The 15,324-nt window shown below is 61.2% G+C and carries 15 protein-coding genes and 4 tRNA genes; 17 read left to right on the forward strand and 2 right to left on the reverse strand.

All coding sequences use genetic code 11. The features are described from left to right. Together LAN64_19060 and LAN64_19065 are read left to right on the forward strand one after the other, a co-directional pair. Nucleotides 1–1,051 (forward strand): cytidine deaminase (locus LAN64_19060; protein MBZ5569934.1); only part of this gene is annotated, 1,051 nt, incomplete at its 5' end. Nucleotides 1,052–1,349: 298 nt separating this feature from the next. Next, a complete protein-coding gene (locus LAN64_19065; GenBank protein MBZ5569935.1) occupies nucleotides 1,350–1,934 on the forward strand; it encodes a hypothetical protein in 585 nt (194 codons plus the stop codon). Between the two features lie 125 nt (nucleotides 1,935–2,059). Here LAN64_19065 and LAN64_19070 read toward each other — a convergent pair whose 3' ends face one another. After that, entirely contained in the window at nucleotides 2,060–3,649 is a 1,590-nt protein-coding gene (locus LAN64_19070) for a thioredoxin domain-containing protein (protein ID MBZ5569936.1), read from the reverse strand. Nucleotides 3,650–3,873: 224 nt separating this feature from the next. Here LAN64_19070 and LAN64_19075 point away from each other — a divergent pair, with 224 nt between their 5' ends. The 8 genes from LAN64_19075 to LAN64_19110 all read left to right on the forward strand — a co-directional run bounded on the left by LAN64_19075 (nucleotide 3,874) and on the right by LAN64_19110 (nucleotide 12,556). Next, nucleotides 3,874–5,082 carry an MFS transporter gene (locus LAN64_19075; GenBank protein MBZ5569937.1) on the forward strand — a complete coding sequence of 403 codons (1,209 nt, stop codon included), beginning with the start codon at nucleotides 3,874–3,876 and terminating at the stop codon, nucleotides 5,080–5,082. 2 nt (nucleotides 5,083–5,084) lie between these two features. Next, nucleotides 5,085–5,456 (forward strand): cupin domain-containing protein, encoded by a 372-nt coding sequence (locus tag LAN64_19080; GenBank protein ID MBZ5569938.1) that lies wholly within the window; start codon nucleotides 5,085–5,087, stop codon nucleotides 5,454–5,456. A gap of 243 nt (nucleotides 5,457–5,699) precedes the next feature. Continuing rightward, entirely contained in the window at nucleotides 5,700–6,077 is a 378-nt protein-coding gene (gene queD, locus LAN64_19085) for a 6-carboxytetrahydropterin synthase QueD (protein MBZ5569939.1), read from the forward strand. A gap of 113 nt (nucleotides 6,078–6,190) precedes the next feature. Continuing rightward, nucleotides 6,191–6,871 (forward strand): radical SAM protein, encoded by a 681-nt coding sequence (locus LAN64_19090; protein ID MBZ5569940.1) that lies wholly within the window; start codon nucleotides 6,191–6,193, stop codon nucleotides 6,869–6,871. A 45-nt stretch (nucleotides 6,872–6,916) separates the two neighbouring features. Continuing rightward, complete coding sequence (queC, locus tag LAN64_19095; protein ID MBZ5569941.1) at nucleotides 6,917–7,711, forward strand: 7-cyano-7-deazaguanine synthase QueC; 795 nt, start codon at nucleotides 6,917–6,919, stop codon at nucleotides 7,709–7,711. A 56-nt stretch (nucleotides 7,712–7,767) separates the two neighbouring features. Then, entirely contained in the window at nucleotides 7,768–8,859 is a 1,092-nt protein-coding gene (locus LAN64_19100) for a carboxypeptidase regulatory-like domain-containing protein (protein MBZ5569942.1), read from the forward strand. Between the two features lie 139 nt (nucleotides 8,860–8,998). After that, the gene (recG, locus tag LAN64_19105; GenBank protein MBZ5569943.1) at nucleotides 8,999–11,404 is read left to right on the forward strand and encodes an ATP-dependent DNA helicase RecG; all 2,406 of its coding nucleotides are present in this window, start codon (nucleotides 8,999–9,001) and stop codon (nucleotides 11,402–11,404) included. A 240-nt stretch (nucleotides 11,405–11,644) separates the two neighbouring features. Then, entirely contained in the window at nucleotides 11,645–12,556 is a 912-nt protein-coding gene (locus LAN64_19110) for a M23 family metallopeptidase (protein MBZ5569944.1), read from the forward strand. Nucleotides 12,557–12,632: 76 nt separating this feature from the next. On the opposite strand, the gene LAN64_19115 is transcribed toward LAN64_19110, so the two are convergent. Then, entirely contained in the window at nucleotides 12,633–13,691 is a 1,059-nt protein-coding gene (locus tag LAN64_19115) for a hypothetical protein (GenBank protein MBZ5569945.1), read from the reverse strand. Between the two features lie 399 nt (nucleotides 13,692–14,090). On the opposite strand from LAN64_19115, the gene LAN64_19120 reads away from it, so the two are divergent. From LAN64_19120 to tuf, 7 genes are all read left to right on the forward strand, one after another. Continuing rightward, nucleotides 14,091–14,166 (forward strand) — tRNA-Thr (locus LAN64_19120). 170 nt (nucleotides 14,167–14,336) lie between these two features. After that, nucleotides 14,337–14,425, forward strand: a tRNA-Tyr gene (locus LAN64_19125). Nucleotides 14,426–14,437: 12 nt separating this feature from the next. After that, nucleotides 14,438–14,617 (forward strand): hypothetical protein, encoded by a 180-nt coding sequence (locus tag LAN64_19130; GenBank protein MBZ5569946.1) that lies wholly within the window; start codon nucleotides 14,438–14,440, stop codon nucleotides 14,615–14,617. Further along, a tRNA-Thr gene (locus LAN64_19135) sits at nucleotides 14,617–14,692 on the forward strand. The genes LAN64_19130 and LAN64_19135 overlap by 1 nt, the downstream gene beginning before the upstream one ends. Nucleotides 14,693–14,732: 40 nt before the next feature. Continuing rightward, a tRNA-Gly gene (locus LAN64_19140) sits at nucleotides 14,733–14,807 on the forward strand. Nucleotides 14,808–14,831: 24 nt separating this feature from the next. Then, nucleotides 14,832–15,173 carry a hypothetical protein gene (locus LAN64_19145; protein MBZ5569947.1) on the forward strand — a complete coding sequence of 114 codons (342 nt, stop codon included), beginning with the start codon at nucleotides 14,832–14,834 and terminating at the stop codon, nucleotides 15,171–15,173. Between the two features lie 12 nt (nucleotides 15,174–15,185). After that, on the forward strand, nucleotides 15,186–15,324 hold a 139-nt coding region (gene tuf / locus LAN64_19150; GenBank protein MBZ5569948.1), incomplete at its 3' end, for an elongation factor Tu.

Genomic DNA, 15,324 nt, shown 5'->3' on the forward strand with positions numbered 1-15,324 from the left:
GCGAGAAGACGGTGCGGCCCTGATTCATGAGCCATTGTGTACTCTCCTCGCATTCGAATCGCGGCAAGCCCGAAATGGCTTCAACTTATTGCGCAGCTACTACTTGCAGCCATCACCTTGCAACTTAACCGGACAGCAGCGTGCGGAGCTACTCCGGTTCCTGGATTTGGTTTTTGGCGAACGATTTATCAGCCCCCGGCGAGACGAGTACGGGATGTTTCTTGCATCTGCTGCAGCCGCTCGCTCCTCCCAGCCAGGGCGTCAGGTCGGTGCTGCGATTCTCAATACAATAGGAGATCTTCTGGCGGTCGGGTGCAACGAAGTGCCGCGCGCGAATGGAGGTTCGTATTGGGAGCCAGAAGCCGACGGCCGCATGGCGGCTGATAGCCGCGATCACCGACTTGAGCCGCCGTGTGATTCCAATGATGAAGCAAAACAGGAGATCGCTAACAGTATTGTCGAACAGCTTTCACCCGTACTGAAAGAAGGCACTCTCGCAACAGTCGTATCTGCCCTGCTGGAACGAACAAAGTTAGCGGATATTACCGAGTACGGGCGTGCAACTCACGGTGAAATGGACGCACTAATGGCGTGTGCGCGCTCTGGCGTGTCGCCGATAGGTACTACTCTCTACGTCACGACCTTTCCCTGCCATAACTGTGCTCGCCACATAATTGCGGCGGGAATAAGCAAGGTTGTGTACGTCGAACCGTACCCAAAGAGTCGTGCGGGCAAATTGCACGGAGATGCCGTTGAGCTGGGGGAAACCGCTGAAATACCGACGACAGGCGAAAAAATACCGTTCGTTCCGTTTCTGGGAATCGGCCCACGCCGGTACCTTGACTTCTTTTCGATGGAGATGGGAAACGGTTCGCGGCGCGTGCGCAAAGACGATGATGGCTTTGGTTTGTATACGGATTTTAAGCGGTCCGGAGCGCGTGGGCCACGTGTACCGCTCTTGCCAACATCGTATATTGAGCGCGAAGAACTTGCTGTGAAGGAAATTCATGAGACAATGGAGCGGCTTGAAGGTGGGTTGTTATGGCGATGAGGAGGAATGAATCCGACGAAAGCAGCAGAACACACTGGCGATTTGTTGCGGATGTCTCAAGAAATGTTGACACGTGGCCAGCATGGAAAAAGCGTGGCCTGGAAGAAGGCACTCGCGCCGCGTCACGCTCAGAGCGCACCGCGAATTGCTCAAAAGAACGGGTTGAAAGTAACGACGATCATACGTAGGGAAGTTTTTGCATTACGCGCTCCGGCCGCGCGAGAAACGAGCGGACCGAATCGGCGTTCATCCTCCCTTACTCCTTATCTGCACACTCGTGTGTTTGGGGAGGGATTCGATGAGGAAGATCAAGTTTCTAACCATATTCCTGCTGCTCGCCGGCTTGGCGGCGTGGGGGCAGACGCGGACGCTATCGGAAGGCACGCAGATCAAGGTGCGCACCGACACGGCGATTCCGGCGCATCCCACGGCTGGCGCGGTGTATACCGCCACCGTCAGCGACGACGTGCCGGACACTTCCGGCAACATTGCCATTCCACGGGGCAGCCGCGCGCGCCTGATTGCAGAGCCGACCAATGACGGCGACGACACCGTGCTCGATCTGCGCTCCGTCAGCGTTGGTGGCACGCGGTATGACCTTGCCGCGGCGGGCGGCGGCAAGAGCACAGGCGGCGCTGGACTGGGCGCCAACACCCGCACCGCCAAATATGTCGGCGGCGGGGCCGCGGTTGGAGCCGTCTTAGGAGCATTGTTTGGCGGCGGCAAGGGCGCGGCCATCGGCGCCTTAGCCGGCGGCGGCGCAGGCGCGGGCGCGCAAGTCCTAACGGGAAAGAAAAAAGGCCTGCCCGCGGAAACGCAACTCAGTTACAAGCTGGCGCAGAACCTGACGCTCCGCCGGGTGGCACACTCCGGCAGATGGTAGAACGTCCGACTCAGTAACAGGCGCTAGGCTTCAGGCAGAGTGGTCTGCGCCTAGTGTTTGTTTATGAGCGCGGTCGGGCCGAAGAAATGAAGGAGGACGCCAAGCAGTTTTCTGATTTCTCCAGATCAGCGCTCCGCAGGCAACGCTTGCTTCTGCCAGCCTGCGAGGCCGTCCTGGTACACGACGACTTTCGTGTAGCCGTGGCCGAGCAGGACTCGTCCGACGGCGCGGCTGGCGGCGCAAACATCGGACTTGCCGCCGCCGCCACCTTCGTACAGGACAATGGTTTTGTCGCGCGGCAATTCGGTGGCGCGGCGCTGCGCTTCCAGCAGCGGAAGGTTGGCAGCGCCCTGGATGTGGGACTTGCGGAAGTCGTCGACCGAGCGCACGTCGACGAAGACCGAGCCTTCGTGGAACAGCTTCTCGGCCTCGGCGGTGTGGATCATCGCCGGCTCGGGCCCTTGGGGCGCGTCCTCGCTGCAGTCGATGGAGTTGCCCTCGATGTTGAGGAACCCGCTCGACCCGCTGCCCAATCCTGCGCCGGTGGCCGAGGTTGCTGTCATGGTTTTCTTAGTCTCCTTCGTCGCCTTGCGTTCCGCTGGCGGCGCGGCGCTGGTTGCGGCAGTTGGAGCAGGCGGAGAAGCTCCCGCGAGCGCCTGGTTCAGTAACTGCTCGAATTTTGCAGTTTCGGGCGCGCCGACAATGCGCTGCCGTCCGAGAAAAAATGTCGGCGTGCCTCGAACTCCCAGCGCGCTCCCGTCTTCGCTGTCGCGCTGGATGATGGCGCGCGTCGCACCGCTGCTTAAGCACGATTTGAACTTCGTGACATCGAGCCCGAGTTCTCCGGCGTAGCGCTCCAGCGATTCGTCCTTGAGATCGCCGTTGGCCGCGTAGAAGCGGTCCAGCGCTTCCCAGAACTTGCCCTGCTGCGCCGCGCACTCGCTGGCTTCCGCGGAGTGGAGCGCGTACTGGTGGACTTTTTCCAGGGGAAATTGCCGGAAGACGAAGCGCACGCGATCGCCGTAACGCTTTCGCAATTCGCGCATCTCGGGCCCCGCCGCGGCGCACGACGGGCACTGCAGGTCGCCGAACTCGACCAATGTCACCGCCGCATGTGCACTGCCGGTGATGTGGCTGTCAGGACGCACCAGCCGCTCGACGATCTCAGTCGAGGTCGGCTCAGGCGCGTGTATCGGCGCTTCGGCGTGCTGTTGCAGCCAGGTGAAGGCGCGCGCGCCCACCGCGATCGCCAGCACCAGCACGAGCGTGTGCCGCCAAAACGCAGTGCGGGCCTGAGCGCGGTCGTCGAAGCGTGCGCGCAACAGCGTGAGCGAGAGAATAAAGATCAGCGTGACAGCGATTGCTTGCACCACGCACCAGACGCACCAGGCATGGATGACGAAGGCTTCAATGGCTGTCAAAGCAGCCGAGACGACGACGCCCGCGCCGGCGATCACGGTGGTGGCGCGCCGCAGCCAAGTGGCGCGGGAGAACATTGGCTCGACAAAGATGAGCAGTGCGAACACGCCGTACATCGCAACTCCGAAAAGCGGAGTCGGAACGCCAGCAATCTGGGCGAAGCGGCTGGCGCGGACCTCGTCACAGCCGCTGCCCAGGCACACCATCGCGTGCGCCGGCGAGGCGTACACCCAGAGAAGGTAGAGGGAGTCGAACAGGCCGAGCAGAGCGAGCGCGAATGTGAGCGAGCGACGCACGGGATTCTCTCCATTCTAACGAAATGCTGCGATGGTGGCTTCCGTGCGCGTAGCTGGCAGTCGGTAGCTGGAGGCTCGGCAGATACAAGCTACCTGCTACCCGTCCAAGGCGCTTCGCATTCGTCCCAGGGGGCTTCTACGCGGGGCGGGGGCCCAGTACAATGTGAGCCAATCAACCCGAGAGTTCCCAGACAATGGCATCGGCAACACAACCCGCTGGAAGTATGCGCGCTATTTTGCAGCAGCCGGATTTCCGCAAGCTGTGGCTGGCGCAGTTCGTCTCCATCTTTGGCGATTTCCTGGCGCTGTTCGGCGTCATCAGCCTGATCACCTTCCGCTGGCACGGCAACGCGCTGCAGGTCACCCTGGTGATGGTCGCCTACATGGTCCCGATGGCGCTGGTCGGCCCGCTGGCCGGCGTATTCGTGGACCGCTGGAACGTGAAGCGGGTGATGATTGCCAGCGATCTGATGCGCGCGATTCTGATCCTGTTGGCGGTGTTCTCGCGCAACGTGCCGCAGTTGTGCGCCATCTTTGGAGTGTTGGGCGTGTTCTCCAGTTTCTTTGGTCCGGCGCAGTCGGTGACCGTGCGCACGCTGGTGCCCATGGAGAAGCTGCTGGCGGCGAACGCCATGATGTCGCAGGCGTTCTTCACGGTGCGCCTGGTTTCGCCCATCCTGGCGGGCGCGCTGATCGCGTGGCTGGGGGAGAACCCGTGCTTCTACCTCGACGCCGCCAGTTTCGGGTTCTCGGCGCTGATGGTTTCGACGCTGGTGATCAATCCGCCGCGGCCGTCGGGCAAGAGCGTGCAGGGCTTCCTCAGCGAATTTAGCAGCGGCAACCGCTTCATCTTCACGCACGCCTACCTGGCGTTCGTGGTAACGGCAATGGTGGTGGCGATGTTCGTGCTGAGCTGCTTCAGCCCGCTGATCTCGATCTACGTGCGCGACATGCTGCGGGGCGGATCGTTGCTGTACGGATTTGTCAGCACCATGGTCGGGGTAGGACTGATGCTGGGGACGCAAGGGGTGACGCGCTTTGCGCGCCAGCGCTCGAAGAAGGACATTGTGCTCGTCGGGCTGCTGACGCTGGGATTCTCCACCGGACTGCTGGCCGCGTTCGCCAACATTCCAACGGCGGCGGCGAGCTTGTTCGGGCTGGGCGTGGCGATCGCGCTGGTGATCGTGCCGGCGCAAACGCTGATGCAGCAGGAGACGCCGCATGCGATGATTGGGCGCGTCAGCAGCAGCTTCATGTCGCTGATCTCGCTGGCGCAGGTGACGGGGCTGCTGCTGTCGGGTTACCTGGCGCACCTGCTCGGTATCCGCCAACTGTTCATGACGGCAGCGGTGGCGCTGGCACTGATCACCGTCGTAGGCTACACCAAGCGCGGAGGCGCGCCGCAGCAGGTCGCGACCGAGCCGGAGGGGTAAGCATGGAAGTGGTAAACATAGCGCACAAGCTGGCGCAGTTTTCCGAGTACTGGTCGCCCAAGATCGCGGGCGAAGTGAACGACTCGTACGTCAAGCTGGTGAAGTTCAAGGGCGAGTTCGTATGGCACCACCACGAGGCGGAAGACGAGCTGTTCCTGGTAATCCGCGGAACCCTGCGCATGAAGTTCCGCGAGCACGGGGTGGAGCGGGAGAAGACGGTGGTGCCGGGTGAGTACATCATTGTGCCGCGCGGAGTGGAGCACATGCCAATCGCGGACGAGGAAGTCCACGTCATGCTGCTGGAGCCGAAGACGACGTTGAATACGGGCAATGTGAGGAACGAGCGCACGGTTGAGCAACTAGAGCGAATCTGAGCCGTCGGTTAGGAAATTCCTGACCGAACTGCCTTTCAACTTTTGTGGGAATCTGGCCAAAGCAGGGGTCCTTCGACTCGGACGTGCCAACCCGCGCGCCAAAGTCGGGCGGGCTGGTTGTGTGGCGCGTCCTCGCTCAGGATGACCTCAGTTTAGGTTTTGCGAGTGAGTCCTAAGGATCGCCTTGGATCGGAAGGCCGAAGACCAGCGTTTTTCCTGCGCTCAAGCTAGAATAGAAACGGCATGTTTGAAGTCAGCGTGGAGGATTCGTTTGCGGCGGGGCACGCACTGCGCGGTTATCGCGGCAAGTGCGAGAACCCGCACGGGCACAACTACAAGGTCCGCATCACCCTGGCGGGTGATGAACTGGACGGCATCGGGCTGCTCTACGACTTCAAGGACCTGAAACAGGCGATGAACCAGATCATCGACCGGCTGGACCACCAGTTTCTCAACGACATCGAGCCATTCCGCCAGGTGAACCCCTCGGCCGAGAACATGGCGCGGTACTTCTACCAGGAAGCGACCGCGCGCCTCCAGCAGGCGACCGGCGGGCGGGTAAAGGTCAAGCAGGTGAAGATCTGGGAAACCGACAGTACGACGGCGACGTACTTCGAGTAGTTCCGGTTTCTAGTTTCCAGAAGGCCTGTCGGTCTATCCGTCTCGCGGTCACACCGGGGAATCCGAAGCACACGACCGACAGACCGATAGACCGAAAGACCCTCGCAGGACTCATGCAGATCACGGAAATCTACCGGTCCATCCAGGGTGAAAGCTCGTTTGCCGGGCTGCCGTGCACTTTTGTGCGCCTGACCGGGTGCAACTTGCGCTGCACCTGGTGCGACAGCGAGTACACCTTCACCGGCGGAACGAGAATGTCGGTATCGGAAGTGGAAGCCCAGGTGCGACGGCTGGCGGTGTCAGGGCTGGTGGAGATCACCGGCGGCGAGCCCATGCTGCAGCAACGCGAAGTGGTGCCGCTGATGGAGAGCCTGCTCGCTTGCCGGTACACGGTGCTGTTGGAAACCAGCGGTGAGCGCCCCCTGAAAGACGTGCCGCGAGCGGTGCACAAGATCGTGGACGTAAAGTGCCCGGGATCGGGCGAAGGCGGAACATTCGACAAGACTAACCTGGCGGCGCTGGGCAGCGGCGATGAAGTGAAGTTCGTGCTGGCCTCGCGCGCCGACTATCAGTTCGCGCGCGATTTTGTGCGGGAACATGGGTTAGAAGAGAGTGTGGGCGCCGTGATTTGCTCGCCCGCGTTTCGCCAGCATGCTGCTGGGGAGCGGAATGCTTCGCTTTGCTTGCTGGACCCGCGCGAACTGGCGGACTGGATCCTGGAGGACGGATTGCAGGTGCGGCTGGGGTTGCAGATCCACAAGTTTATCTGGGCGCCGGAAACGAAAGGCGTGTAATTGTGGAATTGCAGAACTGCGGGTTCGGCATTCAATGAGTTGTCGATGAGCAAAGACGAACATCGTCCTCGTGCGGTGGTGCTGTTAAGCGGCGGGATGGATTCGTGCGTGTGCGCGGCGCTGGCGGCGCGCGATTGCGACGCGGCGGCACTGCACGTGATGTACGGTCAACGAACGGAAGAGCGCGAGCAGCGGGCGTTTGAAGCGGTGTGCGAGCGTCTGGGGATTAAACGGCGGATGGTGATCCGCAACGAGGCGCTGCGCCAGATTGGCGGATCGGCACTGACGGATGCTTCGATCGCGGTGCCGGTAGCGGCGAGGGAGTTTGAGGGGAGAGCGCCGGTAGCGACGGGCGAGGGCACCCCCGCCACTTCGCAAATCCCGGAACCGTCGGACACTACCCAAATCCCGGTCACCTACGTGCCCTTTCGCAATGCTCATTTTTTGGCGGCGGCGGTAAGTTGGGCGGAAGTGCTGGGAGCGGAAAAAATCCTGATCGGGGCGGTGGAGCAGGACAGCTCCGGCTATCCGGATTGCCGGCCGGCGTATTATCGGGCGTTCAACGAAGTGATCCGGACGGGAACCAAGGAGGGGAAGATCGAAATTGTGACCCCGCTGATCGGGATGCAAAAGTCGGAGATTGTGACGCTCGGCCTTGAATTGGGCGCGCCCTTCGATTTAACGTGGAGTTGCTACAGCCGGGAAGAGCGGGCGTGCGGCGCGTGCGAAAGCTGCGTGTTGCGGCAGCGCGCGTTCGCAGCAGCAGGCGCGCGCGATCCCATCGCTTACGAAACGGAAGCGGCGTACCAGCACCCCAGCGCAACCGGCGGTAGAAAATGAAACTTGGCCGCGCTCCGGGCACACGAGATGCGCGGAATTCATAACGGGAGATGGCAATGAAACGCAAGCTTACTTGGTGCGTATTAACGGCGGTGATGGCGGTGTTGTTGGTGTTGTCGGCTCCGGCAGCATGGGGCCAGACGACGGTGGTCAAGGGCTACGTGCACGACGTAAACGGTGAGCCGGTCACGGGCGCTACCGTGCTGTTAGTCAACAGGGAAAACGGGCGCAAGTATGAGCTGAAGACCAACAACAAGGGCGAGTACTATTCGCTGGGCGTCACCTCGGGGCGCTATGACTTGACCGTTCTTAAGAACGGCCAGCAGATCTGGAAATTATCCGGCATTACCGTCTCGTTCAGCGAACCGGAAAACACCTATAACATTGATTTGAAGAAGGAACAGGCGGCGCAGCAGGCGACGATTCCGCCGGAGGTCAAAAAGCAGCAGGAAGAGCAGCAGAAGGAAGCCAGTAAGATCAAGAGCCTGAACGAAAAGCTGGGGGCAGCCGCGGCGGCCGAGCAGGCGGGCAATTTCGATCTTGCCATCCAGACGATGAAAGAGGCGGTGGCCCTGGATCCGACGCGCGATGTGCTCTGGTTCAAGCTGGCCGATTCCGAGCGTCAGAGCGCGGTCAAAATAACCGCACCGGCGGATAGAACCGCGCGCTTCCAGGAAGCCACCGAGAACTACAAGAAAGCCATCGCTATCAAGCCGACGGGGGCATATTACAACAACCTCGGGGAAGTGCAGGCCAAGATGGGCGACACCGGCGCCGCCGTAGCCTCTTACGCGCAAGCGGGGCAACTGGACCCGGCCAATGCCGGCCAGTACTACTTCAACGAAGGCGCGGTACTGACCAATATCGGCAAGGTAGATGAAGCGATCCAGGCGTTCGACAAGGCGATCCTGGCTGATCCGAACAGGGCCGATGCGTACTACTGGAAATCAATCAACCTGATGCAGCATCCCACCATGAAAGGAAACAAAGCCGAGTATCCTCCGGGCACGGTTGAAGGCTTCCAGAAATATCTGCAACTGCAACCAACCGGGCAGTTCGCCGAAGGCGCCAAGGCCTTAATCGCGCAGATGGGTCAAGAGGTCGAAACTAGCTACGGCAAGCAAAAGGGTACGAAAACGAAGAAGTAAAGCAGGACGAGGGATTTGTAGCGCGGCCCGGGGCGAGAGCTTCGGGCCTTTCTCTTGGCTGTCAGCTCTCTGCGTTCGGCTGCGGCAAAGCGGGCAGGGCTTGAAAGTTGCCGACGGAGACTTGAGACTAGGACACGCCATGCTTGAACTGCATACGCCGGTCCAGTACGTGAAGGGGGTAGGTCCGCGCCTGGCGGAGGTGCTGGCGAGCAAAGGCATGAGCACCGTTGAAGATCTGCTGTACTACCTGCCCTTTCGCTACGAGGACCGGCTGAACCCGCGGCGGATTGGGGAGTTGCGCCCGGGAGAGATGGCGAGCGTGATCGCCGAGGTGCGAACTTCGGCGCTGTTTCGCACCAAGACGATGCCCATATTTGAGTTGACGGTGGGGGATCTGACTAGCCCGACAGATTCCCCCCACCCTATCTCGCCAGAACCGGGCGAGATGAGGGTGGGTCACCCATCGGGAAGGGTGGAACAACCGCCAAGTACGCGGGGGTTGTTCGGGGCCGGGCCGAGGGTGATGCTGAAGTGCATCTGGTTTAACGGGAGTTACCTGAAAGACCGATTTCAGCCGGGGCAGTTGGTGGCTTTGCACGGCAAGGTCGAAGTCTCCAAGATGGGCCGGGAGCGGCTGCAACTGATCAACCCGCAATTTGAAATTTTGGGCGAAAAGGACGCTGATGCACCGGAAGCGATTGCCGAGTCAACGGAAATCGGGCGCATCGTACCAATCTACGAGTCGGCGGGCAGCGGGAAGGTGACGTCGCGGTGGTTCCGGCGGGTGATCCACAGCGCGCTGGAGAACTTGACGCCGGAGGTCGTGGATGCGATTCCCGACGCGGTGCGGCGGCGGATGGGGCTGATGGCGCGGCGCGAGGCGTTCCGGCTGGCGCACTGGCCGGAGGAGTCGGCGCGGCTGGAGGACTTGCTGGCGGTGCGCACTCCAGCGCAAATCCGGCTAATTTTCGAGGAGCTGTTCTTCCTTGAGCTGGGCTTGGAGCTGAAGCGCAAACGCATGCGGGCGCTTCCCGGGATTGCGTTCCGCATTGACGAGCCGGTGCGGGAGGCAATCAAACGCATCCTGCCGTTTCATCCCACGGGGGCCCAGAAGCGAGTGCTCAAGGAAATCGCCGACGACATGCGCCAGCCGGTCCCGATGCGGCGGCTGCTGCAAGGCGACGTAGGGTCGGGAAAAACGATTGTGGCGCTGGAGGCGGCGATCATCGCCATCGAGAATGGCTACCAGGCGGCGTTGATGGCGCCGACGGAAATCCTGGCAACGCAGCATTATTTGTCGGCGCGGCGGATCCTGGAGAAGGCAGGGTACCGCATCGTGCTGCTGACCGGGTCGGTGGAAGAGGTGCGGAAGCGGGACATCCGCCGGCACATCTCCCAGGGGAACGCGCAACTGGTGATCGGGACACACGCCCTAATCGTAGAGAAGGTGGAGTTCAGCAACCTGGGGCTGGTGATTGTCGACGAGCAGCACCGGTTTGGGGTGATGCAGCGTCTCAAGTTGATGAAGAAAGCGTTGGCGGCGGAGGAGCCACAGGCCGAAACAGGCGCGGAGCATCAGCGTGAGGGTGGGGATCCCTCGACTCCCCCGGCCAAAGGCGCACCGGGCTTGCTCGGGATGACAAGATCGGAAGGCGCGCCGCGCTCCCTTGGGCCGACCAGGGCGGAGGAGGCGCAGCCGGACACGCTGGTGATGACAGCGACGCCGATCCCCAGGACGCTGGCGTTGACGTTGTACGGGGACCTGGACGTCAGCGTTTTAAACGAGATGCCGCCGGGACGGAGGCCGATCGTGACGCGGCGGGTGGGGGGCGAGCGGTCGGACGAGGTCTTCGCCTTTGTTCGCAAGCAGGTGGCGGCTGGACACCAGGCGTACGTGGTTTATCCCGTAATTGAGGAGAACGAGGAGAAGGGGATCAAGGCGGCAACCAAGATGTATGAGGAGGTCCGACGGCGTATTTTGCCGGACCTGCGCATCGGCCTGCTGCACGGGCGACTGGACGCCGAGCAGAAGGACGAGATCATGCGGCGGTTCCAGGCCGACGAGGTTGACGTGCTGGTTTCGACCACGGTGATCGAGGTCGGAGTGGACGTGCCGAATGCGACGGTGATGGTGATCGAGCACGCGGAGCGCTTCGGGCTGGCGCAGTTGCACCAGTTGCGGGGGCGGATCGGGCGGGGCGCGGCGAAGTCGTTCTGCATTCTGGTTACCGGAGGCAAAGTGACCCCGGAAGCGGAGCGAAGGCTGGACACCATGGTGCGCACCACCGACGGCTTCGAAATCGCCGAAACCGACTTGCAACTGCGCGGGCCGGGCGAGTTCTTCGGCACTCGACAGGCAGGATTGCCAGGCTTTCGCGTGGCCAACCTGATCCGCGACCAGGAGTTGCTGGAGGCGGCGCGGCGAGAGGCAGCGGCGGTGATATCGGGCTGTGACCGAGAGATTTCTCAACCGGAGGTGTCGCGGGCGCTGGTCCACCTTCGGTCGCACTGGCAGCGGCGTTACGGGCTGGTGGAGGTAGGATGAGGACGGCCTGTCAGTGATGGGGCTCACCGAAGGCTGTTCACGGGGAAGGCGAGAAGGCCATCCCCTTTTGGCACAGGAAGCAAAATTGACACGCAGCTTGCGCTCTGGTAGCGTTTGACGTTCCATGTAGCTCCTGTGATTGCATTTGGGAGCCAGGACCGTTCCGCGGGAGAGCGCCCCACGGAGGCAAACCCAGCCTCAACGCGGGGCATCCAATCGGCTTGAGCGGAGAGCTAGAATTTGCGCAAGCGTTTCTACATCCTTTTTGTCGCCCGAGACCCCGAAGGCCAACTGCGTAAGATCCCCATTCCATTGCATTACGTCCAAGTCTTCCTCGCTGGGGCGCTGATCGGCATGCTGAGCATCACCGGGATGGCCGGATCGTATGCGCGCATGCTGATGAAGGTGATGCGCTTCAACCAGGTGCGGGCGGAGAAGGAACAGCTCAAGAACCGCTACAACCGGCTGGAGAAAGTGGCAGCGGACAGGGACATTCAGGTGGCATCGCTGGGATCACTGGCCAGCGAGGTAACCGCGCTGTATGGGCTGAAGGCGCAGCCCTTGCTTTCTGCCGGGCGAAATGATTCGTCCCTCCCCGACGAGCAGATCAAGAAGTCGATGGACCAGTTCTGGCTGTTGAGAACATCAGCGCTCAACGGCGGGACCGCCATCGGGATCAGCATGGGCCGACGCAACCTCACCGCCGCCGACTGGCTGCGCCTGTCCGAACAGCCCAACCTGTGGCCGGTCGAAGGACGAATTACGGGGTCGTTCGGCGAGCGCATTGACCCGTTCAACGGAGAGGGCGCGTTCCATAGCGGCGTGGACATATCCACGGAGTACGGAAGCCGGGTGATCGCGCCGGCCGATGGTGTGGTAACCTTCGCTGACTTCTACAGCGGCTACGGCCGGATGATCGAGGTCGAGCACTCGCAGGGGTTTGTCACGCGCTATGGCCACTTGTCAAGCTTTGCCGTCACGCCCGGCCAAACGGTTCACCGCGGGCAGGTGATCGGATACGTCGGGCTCAGCGGACGCAGTACAGGCCCCCATCTGCATTACGAAGTCTGGCTGCACAACAATCCGGTCAACCCTTACAACTTCCTGCGCACCACCATCGCACGAGTCTCGCTGAACGCAGGTGGGAAATAATTCCAAGCCAGAAGTAAGGATCCAGAAGTCCGAACCGTTTCGACCAGTCATACGTTCCGACTTCTTACTCCTGATTTCATTTCTTTTTCCTTCCGCCGTGTCTCCGCTTCTCGGTGGTGGATTTCTTTGCCTCAGGCAGCGGGGCGGGAGCGACTACCGGCACGGGCGGGGCTTCGGAGACGATCTTCTTGAGCAGGCCGGGAGGGATGATAGCGTTCAGCTCGGCGCGGTCTTGCATCTGGCTGACGCTGATACTGTCGAAAAAGCTCTTGAGGTCGGGGTCGGCGCTGCCCCCCTGGGCGCGGGCTTCAATGGTGCGCGCGACGGCGAGGAAGGCGTTGAGTTGGTCGGAGACGCGCTGCGCGTCTTCCTGGCTACGGGTGAAGACGTCGGCGCGGAACTGGACCGAGCCCAAATAGCGCACGGCGGCGACCACCACGGTTCCCTGCGGGAAGAACAGGTCGTAGCCGCCGGGGAGAACGAAACGGGCATTCCCCGGCTCACTGGTGGACGTGGTGCGCGCCACCGCCCAAGCCACGCTGGCCAGCGGGACGTGGCGATAGTAGCTGCGGAGCATATCGCTGCCGCCGACGAAGGATTGTCGGTAGCGGTCAATGACCTCGCCAATGACAAACTCGCCCTCGGCGTTGCTGACGGCGACCATATTCTTGCTGAGCACGACGACGCGGACGGTGCGGCCGGGCAGCGGGATCTCGTAAATAATGGAGTTGCCATAGTTGCGGGTGGTGGCAGCGGTTCGGCGCAGAAAGGCGGCGAGCTTGGCGCCGTCAAAGCGGCCGACGAAGACCTCCGAGTAACGCGTTTCGGGCAGAGTCTTGGAGTTGGCGACGTCGGTAGGAGAGGGAAAGTGGACCGCGAAGGCGGCTTCGTCGAGGTCGCGCTCGAACTGAAAGCCGGTGTCGCGGACGAATTGCGCGTAGTCCGGATCCAGGCTGGGCATGTTCTTGAACAACCCGGCGGCGCGCAGCGGCTTCAGGTCGAGGTAGACGTAAGCGGCGGCGGCGGGGAGCAGGCGTGCGGCTTCGGGCGGCGCGCCGCGGCGCAACAGCACAGCAACGACGGCGGCGACAATCAGCAACGCAATCGCGAGAAGAATGAAGTGTCGCCAGCGCATTACTAAGCATTTGTAATTGAGTAATTTGTAATTTGCAATTGGAACAGCCCCAGGGCTGATTTTCGAGTGGCGGTGCCCGCTCAGCCCCGCATCGTCAACGGTCAAATCCGGGTTTGGCACTTCTTTTCAAATTGCCAATTGCAAATATTGCAAATTACCCATTCCGCGACTGGCGCTCACCGGCTATCTTCGGTAAAATGATTCTTGGGCTGGGCTTCCAGGCTTAAGCTTTTGTGTCCACTCCTCCTGCTGCGCATTCCGAGATGTGTACCAGTCTGGTGAAAGTATCCCGGAGGGCGGAGGGGGGTGTAGTGTGCCCGGCCCGGCAGGTTCTGGCTTGCACGCGGAGTTCCGTTGTGATAACTTTTATAGTTTGTGCCGGGTGGCGGGAAAGATTTTGCTGGCGTAGCTCAGTTGGTAGAGCATCTGATTTGTAATCAGAGGGTCGGGGGTTCGAATCCCTTCGCCAGCTCCAGAAGCACGTACCCAGGCGTAGGCGGAAACGTCCGGGAACTAGTCACGGTTGCGGCGCGCTCCTTCAAGAGATCGTACTCATACAGGAAGCTTTCCGTAATGCGGTGGTGAGGCGCGGGACTATGTGCGCGCGTAATGCTTTCCCGTCCGCACGCATGAAACGGCCGGAATGCACAGGTGGCCGAGCGGTTAATGGCAGCAGGCTGTAAACCTGCCGCTCCTTGCGAGCTACGGAGGTTCGAATCCTCCCCTGTGCACCAGGATTTTACGTGGTGTCTCGTTTCTCGATTGCGCTGGCCTTATACGGATTGTTGGGACTGGTGGCGTGGCTGACCTTGCCGGACCAGAAGATCCGCGGCGTGACGTTTGTATTGCTGGGCATGTTCGCGGTGAAGTCATGGCTGCATCATCGCCGCGTGGCGCTGGAGAGACACGAGAACAAAAGTGAGTAGCCGATGTAGCTCAGTTGGTAGAGCACTCCCTTGGTAAGGGAGAGGTCATCAGTTCAATCCTGATCATCGGCTCCAGGGATCATGAAGCGGTAAGGCGCGAGGCGTCCAACAGAGAGCGGGAGTAACTCAGTGGTAGAGTCACAGCCTTCCAAGCTGTTGGTCGTGGGTTCGATTCCCATCTCCCGCTCCAGTTTTTAGTAGGTGGTGACCTGCGGTGGGTTTCGAGCAAGCGGCGATCCCGATCGAGAAAGAAAGGGAGTTCACCGAACTCCGCGGCGCAATGGAGAGAGCCTTCGCTCCCGCGCGGGTGGAAAAATTCTTCGCGGCGCTGAAGAGCCAGGGTGTCCGGATACGCGATTTTGATTCGGTGCTGGCGAAGCAGGTTTTGGAGAGCGTGGAACCGGTGCTGCAGCAGTCAGGCGCCAGAGCCCAGGCGCTGTATGAAGCACTGACGATCTCCGACAAGGGCCAGATGCGCGAGTTCTACCTCGGGCAAGTGGAGCAGGCGCCGTCGGAGCTGCGGCACAAGTTTCATCAGGTGTATCGAGACTCTTAGAGGCACGCAATCATGGCGAAAGAGAAATTTTCCCGCACCAAGCCGCACGTGAACGTAGGCACGATCGGTCACATCGACCACGGCAAGACCACGCTCACGGCGGCCATCACCAAGGTTTTGGGCAAGAACAATCCGAACGTGAAGTTTCGTT

The organism is Terriglobia bacterium (assembly GCA_020073185.1).
Lineage (GTDB): Bacteria > Acidobacteriota > Terriglobia > Terriglobales > Acidobacteriaceae > JAIQGF01.